The sequence below is a fragment of the Bradyrhizobium sp. SZCCT0231 genome, assembly GCF_018130245.1.
GTDB lineage: Bacteria > Pseudomonadota > Alphaproteobacteria > Rhizobiales > Xanthobacteraceae > Bradyrhizobium > Bradyrhizobium japonicum_F.
The window spans coordinates 1,428,691-1,443,927 of record NZ_JAFCKP010000001.1 but is presented as its reverse complement, the minus strand read 5'-3'; the positions used below and the strand labels follow the sequence as shown (position 1 = coordinate 1,443,927).

Sequence of the window (15,237 nt, the reverse complement as noted above, 5' to 3'; positions counted from 1 at the left end):
GGACGCGCAATGGCTCGCATGGCGCTCCTGCCTATACTATGTAGACATATCAACCGGTTCAGCCTGCAACGGGCCGGATTTGAGGTCAGAACCGGTGCCGGGAAGCGCTGCGTGAGTATTCCGAATATCATTACCCTGGGCCGCATCATGCTGGTCCCGATCATCGTCTGGGCCATCGTGTCGAGCCAAATGGAGGTGGCGTTTGCCGTCTTCCTGATCGCCGGCATCAGCGATGCCGTGGACGGCTTTTTGGCCAAGCGCTTCAACATGACGAGCGAGCTCGGCGCCCTGCTCGATCCGCTCGCCGACAAGGCGCTGCTGGTCTCGATCTACATGGCGCTCGGCATCTGGGGCGCGATCCCGCGCTGGATCGTGATCCTGGTGGTCTCGCGCGACATCATGATCGTCGCCGCCGTGATCGTATCCTGGCTGTTCGACCGGCCGGTCGAGATGAAGCCGTCGAAGGTGTCCAAGCTCAACACCGTGGCACAGGTGGCGTTCGCGGCGCTGGTGCTGGCGGCGCTTGCCTTCGGCTTCAAGCCCGCGCCTTATGATATCATCCTGATGGGTCTCGTCACGGTCTTCACGCTCTCCTCCGTGTCGCTCTATCTCGTCGAGTGGCTGCGGCACATGAGCACGATCGAGGCCAAATGAGGTGGGGATGCGGCCCTGCAAAAGGCCATGTCCCGCACGATCAAGTCCGGCACGATCAAGTCCCGCACGATCAAGTCGAACCTCTTCAAACGGGCCGGCGCGCCGGCATGGAGCAAAGCAAGCGTGGCAGGCCGCGTTCATCCCCGACAATTGGCGTTTGCACTTCCGCATGCGGAGAGCCTCAGCCGGGACAACTTCCTCGAAGGCCCCGCCAATGCGGCCGGTCTCGGCCTGATCGACAGCTGGCCGGAATGGCCGAACCGGATCATGTGGCTGGCCGGCCCGGAAGGCAGCGGCAAGAGCCATCTCGCCGCGATCTGGGCCGAGGTATCAGGCGCCCGCTCGACCTCCGCCAATGCACTGACCGCTGCGGGCGTTCCCGGCGCGCTCGCCACCGGCGCGCTGGTGGTCGAGGATCTCAAGGCAAAGGATTTCGACGAGCGCGCCCTGTTTCACCTGATGAACCTCGCCCGCGAGGACGGCGCCTATGTCCTCTTCACGGGGCGCGAGGCGCCGGCCGCGCTGGAGATCGAGCTTCGCGACCTGCGCTCACGCCTGCGTGCCGTTCCGGTGGTCACCCTGCTGCCCCCTGACGACCAGCTCTTCCGCGGCCTGATCGTCAAATTCTGCGCCGACCGCCAGCTCACCGTGGACGAGAGCGTGGTCGGCTACCTCGCCACCCGCCTGGAACGGTCCTCGGCCGCCGCCCGACGCGCCGTGGAGCTGCTCGACAGCGAAGCCTTGCGGCTCGGCCGGCCCGTCACCCGGGCGCTGGCCGCCGAGCTGCTCCGGGACGCCTGATCGGCCTGCGGGCTCCCAAAGCTGCCCGACGCCCGCTTGACGCGGCGGAGCGGCGGAACATCAATGTCATCGAAACGTCATCGCTGTAACACATGCTCCCCCGGGTTTTGCGCATAAGTCGCAAAGTGAGGCGAGACAGGATGGACCGACTTCTGATGGACTCTGCGCAAGCTGTTGAAACCAAAGAGAAAGCCCCGGAAACCGAGGGCCTGCCGGCGATCGCATCCAGCCCCGAGCGGTTCATCAACCGCGAGCTGTCCTGGCTGCATTTCAACCGCCGCGTCCTGGAGGAATCGGTCAATCCCAGCCACCCCGTGCTGGAGCGGGTGCGATTCCTGTCGATTTCGGCGAATAACCTCGACGAGTTCTTCATGGTCCGCGTGGCCGGCATCAAGGCCCAGGTGCGCGAGGGCATCGCGGAGCGCAGCCCCGACGGTCTGACGCCGTCGGAGCAGCTCGCATTGATCAACCGCACCGTCTCCCAGCTCGCTTCCGACCAGCAGGCGATCTGGCGCGACCTGCGCGGCACGCTGGCCGATGTCGGCATCGTGCTGGTGGACGGCAAGGACGTCACCAAGGCGGAACGGACCTGGGTCGAGGACTACTTCCTCAACAATGTCTTCCCGCTGCTGACGCCGCTCGCGATCGACCCCGCCCACCCCTTCCCGTTCATCCCGAGCCTCGGCTTCACCATCGCGCTGCAGCTCACGCGCGCCGCCGACGGCAAGCAGATGAACGCGTTGATCCGTATGCCCGGCAAGATCGACCGCTTCATCCGCCTGCCGACCGAAGGCACGGTGCGCCTGATCTCGCTGGAACAGGCCACCGCCCTGTTCATCAACCGCCTGTTCCCCGGCTACAACCTGCACGGCCAGGGCGCCTTCCGGATCATCCGCGATTCCGAGCTCGAAATCGAGGAAGAGGCGGAAGACCTCGTCCGCCTGTTCGAGACCGCGCTGAAGCGCCGCCGCCGCGGATCGGTGATCCGGCTCGAGATCGACGCCAAGATGCCGGAAGAGTTGCGCAGCTTCGTGCAGCATGCGCTGTCGGCCGCCGACGACGAGGTCTTCCTGGTCGACGGCGTGCTCGCGATGAACGAGCTCTCTCAGCTCACCCGCCTCGACCGGCCCGACCTCGAATTCACCCCTTACGTGCCGCGCCACCCCGAGCGCGTGCGCGAGCATGGCGGCGACATCTTTGCCGCGATCCGGCAGAAGGACCTGATCGTCCACCATCCCTATGAATCCTTCGACGTCGTCGTGCAGTTCCTGCAGCAGGCCACGCGCGACCCCGATGTCGTCGCGATCAAGCAGACGCTCTACCGCACCTCCAACAACTCACCGATCGTGCGTGCGCTGGCCGAAGCGGCCGAAGCTGGCAAATCCGTCACGGCCTTGATCGAGCTGAAGGCGCGGTTCGACGAAGAAGCCAACATCCGCTGGGCGCGCGATCTCGAACGTGCCGGCGTGCAGGTCGTCTACGGCTTCCTCGAATTGAAGACGCACGCCAAACTCTCGATGGTGGTGCGCCGCGAGGGCGGCAGCCTCACGACTTACGTCCATACCGGCACCGGCAACTATCACCCGGTCACCGCGCGCATCTACACCGATCTCTCCTACTTCACCTCCGATCCGACCATCGGCCGCGATGCCGCACGCGTGTTCAATTTCATCACCGGCTATGCCGCGCCGAGCGATCTGGAAAAGATGGCGGTGTCGCCACTGACCTTGCGCCAACGCATCATCGAGCACATTCAAGGCGAGACCGCGCATGCACGGCACGGCCGGCCCGGCGCGGTCTGGATGAAGATGAACGCGCTGGTCGACCCCGACATCATCGACGCGCTCTACGAGGCCTCCCAGGCCGGCGTCCAGGTCGAGCTCGTGGTGCGCGGAATCTGTTGCCTCAGGCCCGGCATCCCCGGCCTGTCGGAAAATATCAGGGTCAAGTCGATCATCGGGCGCTTCCTGGAACACGGCCGAATCTACTGCTTCGGCATGGGCCAGGGCCTGCCCGGCGCGAAAGCGGCTGTGTATATCTCCTCCGCCGACATGATGCCGCGCAACCTCGACCGCCGCGTCGAGGTGCTGTGTCCGCTGCAAAATCCGACGGTGCATCAGCAGGTTCTCGAACAAATCATGGTCGCGAACCTGAAGGATAATGAGCAGAGCTGGCAGTTGTTGCCGGATGGGTCTTCAACGCGTATGAAGACCGCGAAGGGCGAGGAGCCTTTCAACGTCCACAACTACTTCATGACAAATCCGAGTCTGTCTGGCCGTGGAAAGTCGCTCAAGGAATCCTCGCCGCGTCGTCTCACGCGCCGGAACGAACGCCATCAATCCTGATCGGGGATTTGCGACGTGAAGCGGCCGCGCAAGCGCGGCTCGAGCGTCGCGGTTATCGACATCGGCTCCAACTCGGTCCGTCTCGTCGTCTACGAGGGACTGTCGCGGAGCCTCATCCCGATCTTCAACGAGAAGACGCTGTGCGGCCTCGGGCGCGAGGTGCAGAGCACGGGTCTGCTCGCGCCCGACGCCGTCGACAAGGCGCTGACCTCGCTCAAGCGCTTCCGCGCATTGTGCCGTGTGATGCAGGTCGGGCGCGTGTTCGCGATCGCGACCGCGGCCTGCCGCGACGCCTCCAACGGCCCAGACTTCATCGCCAAGGCCGAGCGCATCTGCGCCGTCAACATCGAGATCCTGTCGGGCCCGCGCGAGGCGCGGCTGTCGGCACTCGGCGTGATCTCCGGCATCCACCTTCCCGACGGCATCGTCGGTGACCTCGGCGGCGGCTCGCTCGAGCTGATCGACGTGCGCAAGAACGCCGTACGCAGCGGCGTGACGCTGCCGCTCGGCGGCCTCGCGCTCCAGGACCTCGCGCACAAATCGCTCAAGCGCGCCGATCGCATCGTGCGCGAGGAGCTCGACGAGCTGCCGCAGCTCACCGCAGGCCGCGGCCGCACCTTTTATGCCGTCGGCGGTACCTGGCGCGCGCTCGCGCGCATTCACATCATCCAGAGTGGCTATCAGCTCCAGGTGATGCACGGCTATTCGATTTCGGCGGCTGAAGCGCTCGACTTCTCGCGCCGTCTCCGGCGCCTCGCTGCCGCCAACATGCTCGCCGACATCGAGATCGTCGCCGACGCGCGCCGCCCTCTCCTCACCTATGCAGCGCTGGTGCTCGAGCACATCATCCGCGTTGCAAAACCCAAGAACATCGTGTTCTCCACCTTCGGCGTGCGCGAGGGCCTGCTGCACGAGAAGCTGCCGGAGACCGAGCGCAACAAGGATGGACTGCTCTGCGCGGCCGAGGAGCTGAACCAGTTGCTGTCACGCTCGGCCAAACACGCCCGCGAGCTGATCGCCTGGACCGACCGCCTGGTGCGCGTCGTGAAGCTGCGCGAGACCGAAGAGGACCGCCGCCTGCGTCACACCGCGTGCCTGCTGTCCGACATCGGTTGGCGCGTGCATCCCGACCATCGCGGTGAGCAGACGCTGAGCCTCGTCGTCAACGGCAATTTCGGCGCGATCACCCACACCGAACGCGCCTTCGTCGGCCTGTCCGTGTTCTATCGCTACGCCGGCCTCAGCGAGGAGAACCAGCCGCCGGCCACCATGCAGGGCCTGCTGACGCCGGCCCAGCTCGAACGCGCGCGCCTCTTGGGCGCTGCGTTCCGCGTCGCGCATCTGATCTCGGCGGCGCGTCCGGGCGTCTTGCCCGCCACGCATTTCCGCAGCCAGAGCCGCAAATTGATGCTGGTGTTCGAGCACCGCCTCGGCGATCTCGTCGCCGACCGCGTCGGCAGCCGCTTCCGTCAGCTCGCCCGCCTGATCGGCCGCTCGGGATCGATCGTGCGGCGCTAGAGCGCGACGAGACAGGTGCAAACGACAGGCATCTGCACCGGCATCTACTTCGCAACGAATCGGCTGCCATTCCAGCGCAGCGTCCGACTGTTTCCTTTGCCGTCGAGGAGCTCGACGAAGGCCTGATTGTTGGCCGACGATAGGCGGATGTCATGGGCGCGCACGGAGAGCACCCGGCGGTATCGCCCAGCCGTCGCGACATACACCTCGTGGAGACAGCCCGCGGAATTGCAATGAACGGCTCGGCTGCGGCATTGAAAATCGTCGAAGTGAAGAGCCACGAACTCCGCGCCCGGCACGGTCAGATAAAGCGCAAAATGTTGGGCGGCCGCAATGGAGCCTCCGCATGCGGCGTTCCATTTCTGCACATCTGCGCGAATTTCGGCCGGAAGCATGTCAATGTGCGCCGGACTCCAGGGATCCTGCGCCGTTCCGCTATGGCAAAGCGCTGGCTGCACGAGAGCGAGCGAGCCAATGACACCGCTGAGCAGCGCGCGTATGAGTTTGCTCAATTTCACGACCTTGCTCCTGCTTATTTCAGAACAGCGTTGGCATCGCGCTCCCGCGAGTGAGCCAATCCAACCGAAGCCTGGCTCGACCTGCAGCTATCTCCGGCGTATTTGATGCAAAAATATGCTCCGCAGACGAGGCGCGCTTGATGCACATCAACCCATCGGCGCCGCGCCGGCGTAAGCGAGGTGTCGAATGCGGCGCCTTCGGACGACTTCCGCCATGCCATTGCATCATGGGATTTTCCTTCTGAGCCCCGCTCGGAACGTGACGGCCCGTATTCTGTTTGCGCTTGCACTGAGCTTGTGGCCTTCGGCGCCGAATGCACAGGATGAATTGAAGCTGAGCGATGCGCAGGCGCGGAATCTCGGCGTGCGCGTGGCCCACCCGGTCGCGATCCGGACCGATCTGACGCTGCCATATCCCGTCCAGATCGTGATCCCCACACCGCAAATGTGGGTCGTCAGCGCGCCGGTGGCCGGCATGGTCGCCACTCTCCTCGTCGGGCGCGGTGATCGCGCCTCGGCCGGCCAGCCGCTGGTCACCCTGGAGAGTCCAAGTTTCGTCTCCCAGCAGCGCGACTACCTGCACGCGATCGCCCAGGAGCATCTCGCCAGCCAGCAGTTGAAGCGGAACGTCGATCTGTTTGAGGGCAAGGCCGTGCCGCAGCGGGTGCTGGAGGCCAGCCAGGCCGAAGCGCGCCAGGCCGCTCTCGTGGTCGCCGAGCGGCGTCAGATGCTGCATCTGAGCGGAATGTCCGACGATGCCATTTCTCGGCTGGCCCAGGAGGCGGCGATCAGCACAACGCTCACCGTCAATGCGCCGCAAACCGCATCCGTCGTCGAGGTCACGGTATCGCCAGGGCAGCGGCTCGACCAATCCACGCCGCTCGTCAAGCTGGCGCGACTCTCACCGCTATGGGCGGAAATCGCGGTTCCTGCGGCCAGTATCCGAGCAATCCACACCGGCGCGAAGGTCGAGATCGAGGGCTATCCCACGCCCGGCAAGGTCGTTCTGGTCTCCGAGACCATCGACCCTGCCACCCAGACCATCTTGGTTCGCGCGGAAATCCCCAACGACGGAGAGCTGCATCCCGGTCAGACAGCCGCTGCCCGCATCGGCTTTCTCTCCGCCGGCGAAAGCGCGTGGGAGATTCCCTACAGCGGGCTGGTGCGGCGGGGCGAACAGACCTCGGTATTCGCCGCCACAGCCGGCGGCTTCCGGCTGGTCCCGGTCAAGCTGGTTGCGGAAGACCAGGACCATGTCGTGGTGTCCGGTCCCATCACGGACCAGGACGAGATCGCGATCGGCGGCATCTCGGCGCTTCGCGGCATTCTCTCGGGACTGGGACAATAGATGCTCCGGCGCCTGGTCGCGTTCGCGCTTTCGCAGCGACTGTTCGTCCTGCTGAGTGTGTTGCTGCTGGTCGGCGCCGGCGCCATCCTCCTGTCCGGCCTGCCGATCGACGCGTTTCCCGACGTCTCACCGGTTCAGGTCAAGATCATCATGAAGGCGCCGGGCCTGACGCCCGAGGAGGTCGAGCAGCGCATCACGGTCCCCGTCGAGCTCGAACTGCTCGGATTGCCGCACAAGAAGGTCCTTCGTTCGACCACGAAATATTCACTGGCCGACATCACCGTCGATTTCGAGGACGGCACTGACATCTACTGGGCGCGCAACCAGGTATCGGAGCGGCTATCGAACATCGCGCGTGATTTCCCCGACGGGGTCAGCGGAGGTCTTGCGCCGATCACGAGCCCCCTGGGCGAGATGTTCATGTTCACGATCGACAGCCCCGAGCTTTCGCTCGCCGAGCGCCGGACTCTGCTGGATTGGGTGATCCGTCCCGCGCTGCGGACGGTCGCCGGCGTTGCGGACGTCAATGCGCTCGGCGGTTACGTCCGCGCCTTCGAGATCGTGCCGCGTAACGATGCGCTCGCCGCGCGCGGCATTTCCTACGACGTGTTTCGCCGGGCCATCGAAACCAACAGCCGCAATGACGGCGCCGGACGGGTGAACCAGGGCGAGGACAGCGCCCTGGTCCGGATCGAGGGCAGCATCCGATCGGTCGAAGACATCAAGGCCATCGTCGTCGACACCCGCGAGGGCGTGCCGATCCTGGTCAACGACGTGGCGAGCGTCAAAGTCGGGACGCTGACCCGCTATGGCGCAGTCACGTCGGACGGCAGCGGCGAGACGGTCGAGGGGCTCGTCCTCGGCTTGCGCGGCGCCAACGCCGGTCAGCTCGTCCGCGACGTGCGCGCCCGGCTCGCCGAGCTGCAGCCCTCGCTGCCGAAGAGCGTCTCCATCAACGTGTTTTACGACCGCAGCCGCCTGGTCAACCGCGCGGTCGGCACCGTGGTGCGAGCGCTCGGCGAGGCCACCGCCCTCGTCATCGTTCTCCTGTTGCTTTTCCTCGGCAATTGGCGGGCCTCGCTGGTGATCGCACTCACCCTGCCGCTGGCCATCGTCATCGCATTGATCGTCATGCGCATGGCCGGGATGTCGGCCAACCTGATGAGCCTCGGCGGACTTGCGATCGCGATCGGCATGTTGATCGACGCGCTGGTCGTCGTGGTCGAGAACATCGTCGGCAACCTCGGCAAGCACGAACCGGGCAAAGCGGCTCCGCTGATCCACCTGGTGTACCGTTCGGTTTGCGAAGTCCTGGAACCGGTAGCCTCGGGCGTCCTCATCATCATCATCGTGTTCATACCCCTGCTGACGCTGCAGGGATTGGAGGGGAAGCTGTTCATCCCGGTCGCGCTCGCCATCATCTTCGCGCTCACCGGTTCACTGCTGCTGGCGCTCACCGTGATCCCGGTCATGACCTCCTATGTGCTCAAGTCCGGGTCGCATCGCGATCCCATGCTGGTCCGTGCGGCGCAACGGATCTACGCGCCTGCGTTGGACTGGGCCCTGAAGAACGAGCGCAAGGTGATGGCTGCGGCGCTGATCGGCCTGCTCGCTGCGGGATTCGCCTATACCAAGCTCGGCAAGACCTTCATGCCGACGATGGATGAAGGCGACGTCATCGTCAGCGTGGAGACATTGCCTTCCGTCAATCTCGACGAGTCGCTTGCGATGAATGCGAGGCTTCAGAAGGCACTTCTGGCTGTGCCTGATATTGCCGGCATCGTCGCGCGGACCGGGTCGGACGAGCTTGGCCTCGATCCCATGGGGCCCAACCAGACCGACACGTTCCTCGTGCTCAAGCCGGCCGCCGAGCGGCAGACCGACAATCGGGAAGCCCTGCTGCAGAAGCTGCGCGAGGTCCTGACCGGCTTTCCGGGCATCTCGCTCGGCTTCACCCAACCCATCGACATGCGCGTGCAGGAGATGATCAGCGGCGTGCGTGGCGACGTCGCAGTCAAGATCTTCGGCCCCGACATCGCCAGGCTGAACGAAGCCGCGGCCAAGCTGTCGGCCATCCTGTCCGGCATCGACGGAGCCGAGGACGTCTACACCACGCTGAACGAAGGCGCTCAATATTATACGGTTGCGGTCAATCGCATGGAGGCCGGCCGCCTCGGTCTGACCGTAGATTCCATCGTAAACTCGCTCCGTACCCAGATCGAGGGTCGAACGATCGGGACCGCGCTGGAGGAAGGACGCCGCACACCGATTCTCGTCCGCGGTAGCGAGACGACCCGGGAGGCGCCGACGCTGCTGGCAAGCCTGCCGCTGACGCTCGCTTCCGGACAGCATGTCGCGCTGTCGCAGGTCGCGCGAATCCAGCGCGTGGATGGGCCGGTGAAGATCGACCGCGAAGATGGTGCGCGCATGAGCGTCGTTCGCGCCAACGTCCGCGGCCGCGACATGGTCGGTTTCGTCGAAGCAGCCCGCCAGAAGGTTGCGACCGAACTTCCGCTCCCGAACGGCTACCGGCTGACGTGGGGCGGCCAGTTCGAGAACCAGCAACGCGCCGCCGCACGCCTGTCCATCGTGGTCCCGGTCGCGATCGGTCTCATCTTCCTGCTGCTCTTCACCACGTTCGGCGCCATCCGGCAGGCTTTGCTGGTGCTGGTCAACATTCCCTTTGCCCTGATCGGGGGCGTTTTCGCACTGGTCCTGACGGGTGAGTATCTGTCGGTGCCCGCCTCGGTCGGATTCATCGCGCTGCTCGGCATCGCCGTCCTCAACGGCGTCGTTCTGGTGTCCTACTTCAATCAGCTCCGCACCCATGGCCTGAGCGAGGATCGTATCGTCGTCGAGGGTGCCATGCGCAGGCTTCGGCCCGTGCTGATGACCGCGAGCATCACGGCGCTGGGCTTGATCCCGCTGCTGTTCGCGTCCGGGCCAGGGTCCGAAGTGCAGCGACCGCTTGCGGTCGTCGTGATCGGAGGACTGTTGTCCTCCACCCTGCTCACTCTGATTCTCCTGCCGATCCTGTATCGCCGCTATGGCGGAACGTCGAAGGAGGCGAAATGACCGATCAGCCGGTCTGTCTCACGCTGATCGTGCCGCGTCAGCTCCGCGAGGAGGTGTTCGACTATCTCGCCGAACAGACCGACCTCGTTTCGGGATTCACCGCATCGCACGGAGCCGGTCACGGCGCCGAAGTTCGATTGCAGACGGCCGCCGAGCGCGTCAAGGGGCACGCCGATCAGACGGCGGTGCAGATGATCCTGGCGAGGAGCGATGCCGACAGCTTGCTCGACCGGCTGCGGATCTCATTTGCCGGAACCAAGCTCGTCTATTGGAGCACGCCGGTGACGGAATTCGGCACCATCGAGTGAAGCACCTCAAAAATCCGTCGACATCGACAACAGCACAGTTCGCGGCGAGCCTTGCGCCAGTGCGGAGAAGCCCGCGACGCCAGCCCAGTAATTGGTGTCGAACACGTTCTGGACCAGGGCCCGGAGCGTGACCGGCCGGTTGTTGATGCGCGTGGTGTAACGCGCGCCGAGATCGAGCCTGGTCCAGGCGGGAACGACCTGCGTGTTTGCCCGATTTAGATATTGCTGCCCGGTATAGATGGTGTTTGCGACCAGCGTCAGCCCGGGAGCGAACGGGGTGTCCCATTCGGCGGACAGATTGGCCTGCACCTCCGGCACTCCGATCGGCGTCTTGCCGAGCTCGGTCAACGTGCTCGTCTTCGTCAGCTCCGCATCGATCAACGTCACGCCGCCAAGAACGCGAATGCCCGGCTGCACTTCTCCGAACACGGTGAACTCCACGCCGCGATTGCGCTGCTCGGCGTCGGCCCGGAACACATTGCCGGCACCCGTCTGTCCCGACGGCTTGGTGATCTCGAACAGGCTGACCGTCGTTGCGAGCGTGCCGAGATCGACCTTGACGCCGGCTTCCTTCTGCTTGCTGAAATAGGGCGCCAGGACCTCTCCTTGATTGCTCGCCGTCGTCGGAGCAACGTCGCCCTTGCTGAGCCCTTCGATGTAGTTGGCGTAGAGCGAAACGTGGCTCCAGGGCTTGACGACCACGCCGACCATCGGCGTGTACGCCGTCTGGTCGTAGGCGGAGGTCACGGCTCCCGTGGTGGTGTTGTAGTTGTTCGACTTGACGCCCTGTTGCCTGACGCCGAGGGTGAGTTGAAGGCGCTCCTGGAAAACCGACATGGTGTCGGCCAGCGCAAGGCCGGTCAGCTCGGTGTCCGACAGCTTCGGCACGGTCGCGGGAGCCGGAACGAGCTGCTGGGGACGAGCGATCGGCGCATAGATGTTGGACGACACCGCCGTGCCGTTCACCGAGCCCCGCGAGATCTCATCCGCGTAGTAGCTCCCCTGGAAGCTCACGGCATGACTGATCGCGCCGGTCTCGATCCGGGCCCGCACACCGGCGTCGGCCACGTTCCTGTCGATGTCGAACTTGAAGTGCCCCGGCGTCGATGTGGTGTTGCCGGCCCCGTTCAGGATCGTCGGCGTGCCGAACAGACGATCGACCTGGGTCCTACCGCCGCCGGCGTCGGCAAACACCGTCACGGACTCCGTTACATCATATTCGGCGCGCGCCAGCAGCGAGTTGTCGTGGACCTTGGCCCATTCCCAGGCCTGCGTGACGTTGCGCCGCCCGACCGGCGCGGTCGGGACGGCTACGCCCGTTGCGACCAGGAACGGCCTCGTCGGCGCGTCGAACTTCTCTTCCTGATCGATGAAGTCGAGCGAGGCTCTGAACTTCTCGCCGCGATAGTCGAACGCCGCGGAGCCGACATGCGCCTCCCGGGTCTGGTTATCCAGCGGCGTATCGCCATTGTGATAGCTGCCATTGACGCGAATGCCGAATTCGCGATTTTCACCGAACCGCCGGCTCACGTCGAGATGCGTGCCGAGCTGGGTGTTTGACGCGTAGTCGGTCGTGACCCGCGTGAGATCGATGTCCCCGGCACGCTTCGGCACGATGTTGATGGTGCCGCCGACACTGCTGTTCGGCGCCATGCCGTAGAGCAGCGCCGTCGGGCCCTTGATGATCTCGATGCGTTCGACGTAGTAGGTGAACACGCGGTAGTTCGGTGCAACGCCGTAGACGCCGTTGAAGGCGATTTCTCCGACATTGCCCTCCCCGATCGGAAAACCGCGGATGAAGAAAGAATCGAAAATGCCGCCGGGTTGGCTCCCCAGGCGGACCGAGGGATCGTTGGTGACGACATCGGCGACGGTGACCGCCTGTTGATCTTCGATCTTCTTCGCCGTGTAGCTCGTGATATTGAACGGCGTATCCATGAAATCCTTGTTGCCGAGCAGGCCGACCTGGCCTCCACGGGCGACCTGCCCGCCTGCGTAGGTCGGCGGCAGTGCGCCGGGCCTCGCAACCGTCGGAGTCGCTTCCGCCTGCAGCTTGGCCCGATCATTCGCAGGCGCGCCGCGGCCCGCACTCCTGGCTGGATTGGCCCGTGGACGCACGCGCGGCTTCGGCGCGTCTGCGGTGACGGTCACCGCCGGCAACGTGCTTCCCCCCGCCGCCTCGGGCGCGGCGCTCTGCGCGCTGGTGCCGTGCAGGACGCCGTCGCTGCACAAGGCAATGGAGACCACGGAAACCGCGAAGGCTCTCGGGCTGGCGCACGTCAGAAGCGTCTTGATGCGAGCGGCAACAACAGCAACAGGACGACAAAGCACTTTCGACGACATCGCACCTTCCGATTTCATGAACATGAACGTCGGGGCGAGGTGCCGTGGGAACCTTCATCGAGTCAACGAAAGTACCCTTGAATTTCAGTAGTTTATAATAAGACAAGATCTAAATCGCGTGAGGGTTGCGCAGGACGACTCTCCACGCAACGTCCGCGCGCACGACGCGAGCTCCCGCGAAGCGCGATGCACGCCGGTCATACGAACGCAATGATGGAGAGATTCGGGCGCCTGCGCCGAACCTGTGGCCGGTGATCGCTCGCGTCCTGCCGACGCGGCACGCGTCTCGGTGATGTGGTCGCCTCTCATCGCTGGAGAGGAAGGCCGCGCCGATCAGAGCCGCAGCGTCACTCCGCGGAGGCCTTGGCGTGGCGCTCGGAGGATTCGAGCGCTGCCTGGGTCAGGCTGCGTCGGCGCCAGATGTAGCCGACCACCAGCACGACCACGACACCGAGCACGGCACAGAGATATTCGCCGCCTGCCCCGCCATGTCCGAACTGCGGCGGGATGCGCAGCGCGCCGAGCATGCTGTCCAGCGAGGTGCCCAGCGGGCCGTCGAGCAGCGTGTGCAGCTTCGGCGCGACGCCCGGGTCGGTCGCGATCACCTCGCCCGCGACCCAGCCGAGCAGCGCAGCGCCAGCCCAGACCAGGACCGGCAGCTTTGCGAGCAGCGCCATGATCAGCGCGGCGCCGGCGACGATCAGCGGCACGCTGATGGCGAGGCCGAGGATCAGGAGCGGCACGCTGCCATTGGCCGCGGCGGCGACCGCAATGACGTTGTCGAGACTCATGACGATGTCGGCGACCACGACGATCTGGATGGCGTGCCACAGATGCGAGGCTGATTCGACGTCGTCCTCCTCATCGTTTTCCGGCACCAGCAGCTTGGCCGCGATCACGATCAGCGCCAGACCGCCGATGAGCTTGAGGTACGGCAGCCCCATCAGGGTGGCGACGATGCCGGTGAAGATGATTCGCAGCATCACTGCAGCGCCGGCGCCGAAGATCATGCCCCAGAGCCGGTGGCGCGGCGAGAGACCGCGGCAGGCGAGCGCAATCACCAGCGCGTTGTCGCCGGAGAGCAGGATGTTGATCCAGATGATCTTGCCGACCGCAATCCAGAAGGTCGGTTCGGCCATCTCGTTGCGAAACTGGGTGAAGAATGCCCCGATCGTAGCGGGATCGAAGATCAGCCAGAGCCAGTCCACAATGAGTCCTTTCGCTCGTCGTCCCTAACCTGTCGGCTGATTGATCAGCCGACGATCTCGTTGCCCGAGAAGAACTGCGCGATCTCGATCGCGGCGGTCTCCGGCGCATCCGAACCGTGCACCGAATTCTCGCCGATCGACTTGGCGTAGAGCTTGCGCACCGTGCCATCGGCGGCCTTGGCCGGATCGGTCGCGCCCATCACCTCGCGGTACTTGGCGATCGCGCCCTCGCCTTCGAGAACCTGAACCACGACCGGACCGGAGGTCATGAACTCCACGAGCTCGCCGAAGAACGGGCGCGCCTGGTGGACGGCATAGAAGGTCTCGGCCTGCTCCCTGGTCATGCGGATGCGCTTCTGCGCGACGATGCGCAGGCCCGCCTTCTCGATCACGGCATTGACCGCGCCGGTCAGGTTACGCTCGGTCGCGTCGGGCTTGATGATCGAGAAAGTGCGTTCGATGGCCATAATCTTGTCCTTGGGGAAGAAAGCGGTGGTTCGGAGTTGCGGGGCTTATATCGGCGCCTTTGCCGGACGGCAAGCGACCGCCGAAACGGCCGCACAGGCGCTTCGCCGCAGGGACGGGCCGCCGGTTTCAGCTTGGATGACAACAATTTCACCCAGATGAACCCAATCTGAAACCGCCGTCAGGGTTCGGTTCAGCTTCGCCGGCATAAGCTCGGGTCCATCGAAACCGAAGCCTGATCATCAGGCGGACCGTTTCGGCGGCCTTTCCATCGACGCGGATCACCCCGCGCCGGCAGTTTTGAGGAGTTCACCATGTTGAGGAAACTTTCGCTTGCCGCTGTCGCTGCGGTCGCGCTGGGTGCCGCGCTGGCGCCGACCTCTGCATCCGCCCATTGGCATGGCGGCGGCCCGGGCTGGCACGGCGGCGGCTGGCGCCACGGCTACGGCTGGGGTGGCCCGCGCTTCTATGCCCCCGTCTCCTACGGTTATGGCGGCTGCTATGTGCGCCGGCTGGTCCCGACCCCCTGGGGACCCCGCTGGCGGCTGATCAACCGCTGCTACTGAGCCCGTCAGCACCTTCATGAGGGTACCTACGCCCCCCAGGTACCTTCCAAGAGAAGCCCCGGCGCTCCCCTCGCCGGGGCTTTGCCTT

The 15,237-nt window shown here is 65.0% G+C and carries 12 protein-coding genes; 8 read left to right on the top strand and 4 right to left on the bottom strand.

Annotated elements, in window-relative coordinates:
- Positions 1-111 precede the first annotated feature (111 nt).
- The 4 genes from JQ566_RS06545 to ppx all read left to right on the top strand — a co-directional run bounded on the left by JQ566_RS06545 (position 112) and on the right by ppx (position 5,318).
- Positions 112-654: a CDP-alcohol phosphatidyltransferase family protein gene (locus tag JQ566_RS06545; RefSeq protein ID WP_025035876.1), complete on the top strand. Its 543-nt coding sequence runs from the start codon at positions 112-114 to the stop codon at positions 652-654.
- A gap of 123 nt (positions 655-777) precedes the next feature.
- Positions 778-1,455, top strand: a complete 678-nt coding sequence (locus JQ566_RS06540; RefSeq protein ID WP_212371520.1) for a P-loop NTPase family protein — start codon at positions 778-780, stop codon at positions 1,453-1,455.
- A gap of 155 nt (positions 1,456-1,610) precedes the next feature.
- Positions 1,611-3,800, top strand: coding sequence for an RNA degradosome polyphosphate kinase (locus tag JQ566_RS06535; protein WP_212371519.1), 2,190 nt, complete (start codon positions 1,611-1,613; stop codon positions 3,798-3,800).
- A 15-nt stretch (positions 3,801-3,815) separates the two neighbouring features.
- Positions 3,816-5,318, top strand: coding sequence for an exopolyphosphatase (gene ppx, locus JQ566_RS06530; RefSeq protein ID WP_212371120.1), 1,503 nt, complete (start codon positions 3,816-3,818; stop codon positions 5,316-5,318).
- 44 nt (positions 5,319-5,362) lie between these two features.
- Here ppx and JQ566_RS06525 read toward each other — a convergent pair whose 3' ends face one another.
- Complete coding sequence (locus JQ566_RS06525; protein WP_212371118.1) at positions 5,363-5,836, bottom strand: hypothetical protein; 474 nt, start codon at positions 5,834-5,836, stop codon at positions 5,363-5,365.
- Positions 5,837-6,050: 214 nt separating this feature from the next.
- On the opposite strand from JQ566_RS06525, the gene JQ566_RS06520 reads away from it, so the two are divergent.
- Genes JQ566_RS06520 through JQ566_RS06510 form a run of 3 tightly spaced genes read left to right on the top strand, consistent with a single transcriptional unit; the run spans position 6,051 to position 10,567 of the window.
- Complete coding sequence (locus tag JQ566_RS06520) at positions 6,051-7,184, top strand: efflux RND transporter periplasmic adaptor subunit (RefSeq protein WP_212371116.1); 1,134 nt, start codon at positions 6,051-6,053, stop codon at positions 7,182-7,184.
- The gene (locus JQ566_RS06515) at positions 7,185-10,259 is read left to right on the top strand and encodes an efflux RND transporter permease subunit (protein WP_212371114.1); all 3,075 of its coding nucleotides are present in this window, start codon (positions 7,185-7,187) and stop codon (positions 10,257-10,259) included.
- The gene (locus tag JQ566_RS06510; RefSeq protein ID WP_212371112.1) at positions 10,256-10,567 is read left to right on the top strand and encodes a DUF3240 family protein; all 312 of its coding nucleotides are present in this window, start codon (positions 10,256-10,258) and stop codon (positions 10,565-10,567) included. Before JQ566_RS06515 ends, JQ566_RS06510 begins: the two co-directional genes overlap by 4 nt.
- A 6-nt stretch (positions 10,568-10,573) precedes the next feature.
- On the opposite strand, the gene JQ566_RS06505 is transcribed toward JQ566_RS06510, so the two are convergent.
- The 3 genes from JQ566_RS06505 to ndk all read right to left on the bottom strand — a co-directional run bounded on the left by JQ566_RS06505 (position 10,574) and on the right by ndk (position 14,585).
- Positions 10,574-12,505: a TonB-dependent receptor gene (locus JQ566_RS06505; RefSeq protein ID WP_249139304.1), complete on the bottom strand. Its 1,932-nt coding sequence runs from the start codon at positions 12,503-12,505 to the stop codon at positions 10,574-10,576.
- Positions 12,506-13,257: 752 nt separating this feature from the next.
- The gene (locus tag JQ566_RS06500; RefSeq protein WP_212371110.1) at positions 13,258-14,118 is read right to left on the bottom strand and encodes a TerC family protein; all 861 of its coding nucleotides are present in this window, start codon (positions 14,116-14,118) and stop codon (positions 13,258-13,260) included.
- Positions 14,119-14,162: 44 nt separating this feature from the next.
- The gene (gene ndk, locus JQ566_RS06495; protein WP_212371108.1) at positions 14,163-14,585 is read right to left on the bottom strand and encodes a nucleoside-diphosphate kinase; all 423 of its coding nucleotides are present in this window, start codon (positions 14,583-14,585) and stop codon (positions 14,163-14,165) included.
- Between the two features lie 312 nt (positions 14,586-14,897).
- Here ndk and JQ566_RS06490 point away from each other — a divergent pair, with 312 nt between their 5' ends.
- The gene (locus JQ566_RS06490) at positions 14,898-15,149 is read left to right on the top strand and encodes a sulfur globule protein precursor (protein WP_212371106.1); all 252 of its coding nucleotides are present in this window, start codon (positions 14,898-14,900) and stop codon (positions 15,147-15,149) included.
- Positions 15,150-15,237: the final 88 nt, after the last annotated feature.

Coding starts and splice junctions, on each gene's coding strand:
- JQ566_RS06535 (WP_212371519.1), top strand. CDS start 1,611: ATGGACTCTGCGCAAGCTGTTGAAACCAAAGAGAAAGCCCCGGAAACC.
- JQ566_RS06520 (WP_212371116.1), top strand. CDS start 6,051: ATGCCATTGCATCATGGGATTTTCCTTCTGAGCCCCGCTCGGAACGTG.
- JQ566_RS06515 (WP_212371114.1), top strand. CDS start 7,185: ATGCTCCGGCGCCTGGTCGCGTTCGCGCTTTCGCAGCGACTGTTCGTC.
- JQ566_RS06510 (WP_212371112.1), top strand. CDS start 10,256: ATGACCGATCAGCCGGTCTGTCTCACGCTGATCGTGCCGCGTCAGCTC.
- JQ566_RS06505 (WP_249139304.1), bottom strand. CDS start 12,505: ATGGATACGCCGTTCAATATCACGAGCTACACGGCGAAGAAGATCGAA.
- ndk (WP_212371108.1), bottom strand. CDS start 14,585: ATGGCCATCGAACGCACTTTCTCGATCATCAAGCCCGACGCGACCGAG.
- JQ566_RS06490 (WP_212371106.1), top strand. CDS start 14,898: ATGTTGAGGAAACTTTCGCTTGCCGCTGTCGCTGCGGTCGCGCTGGGT.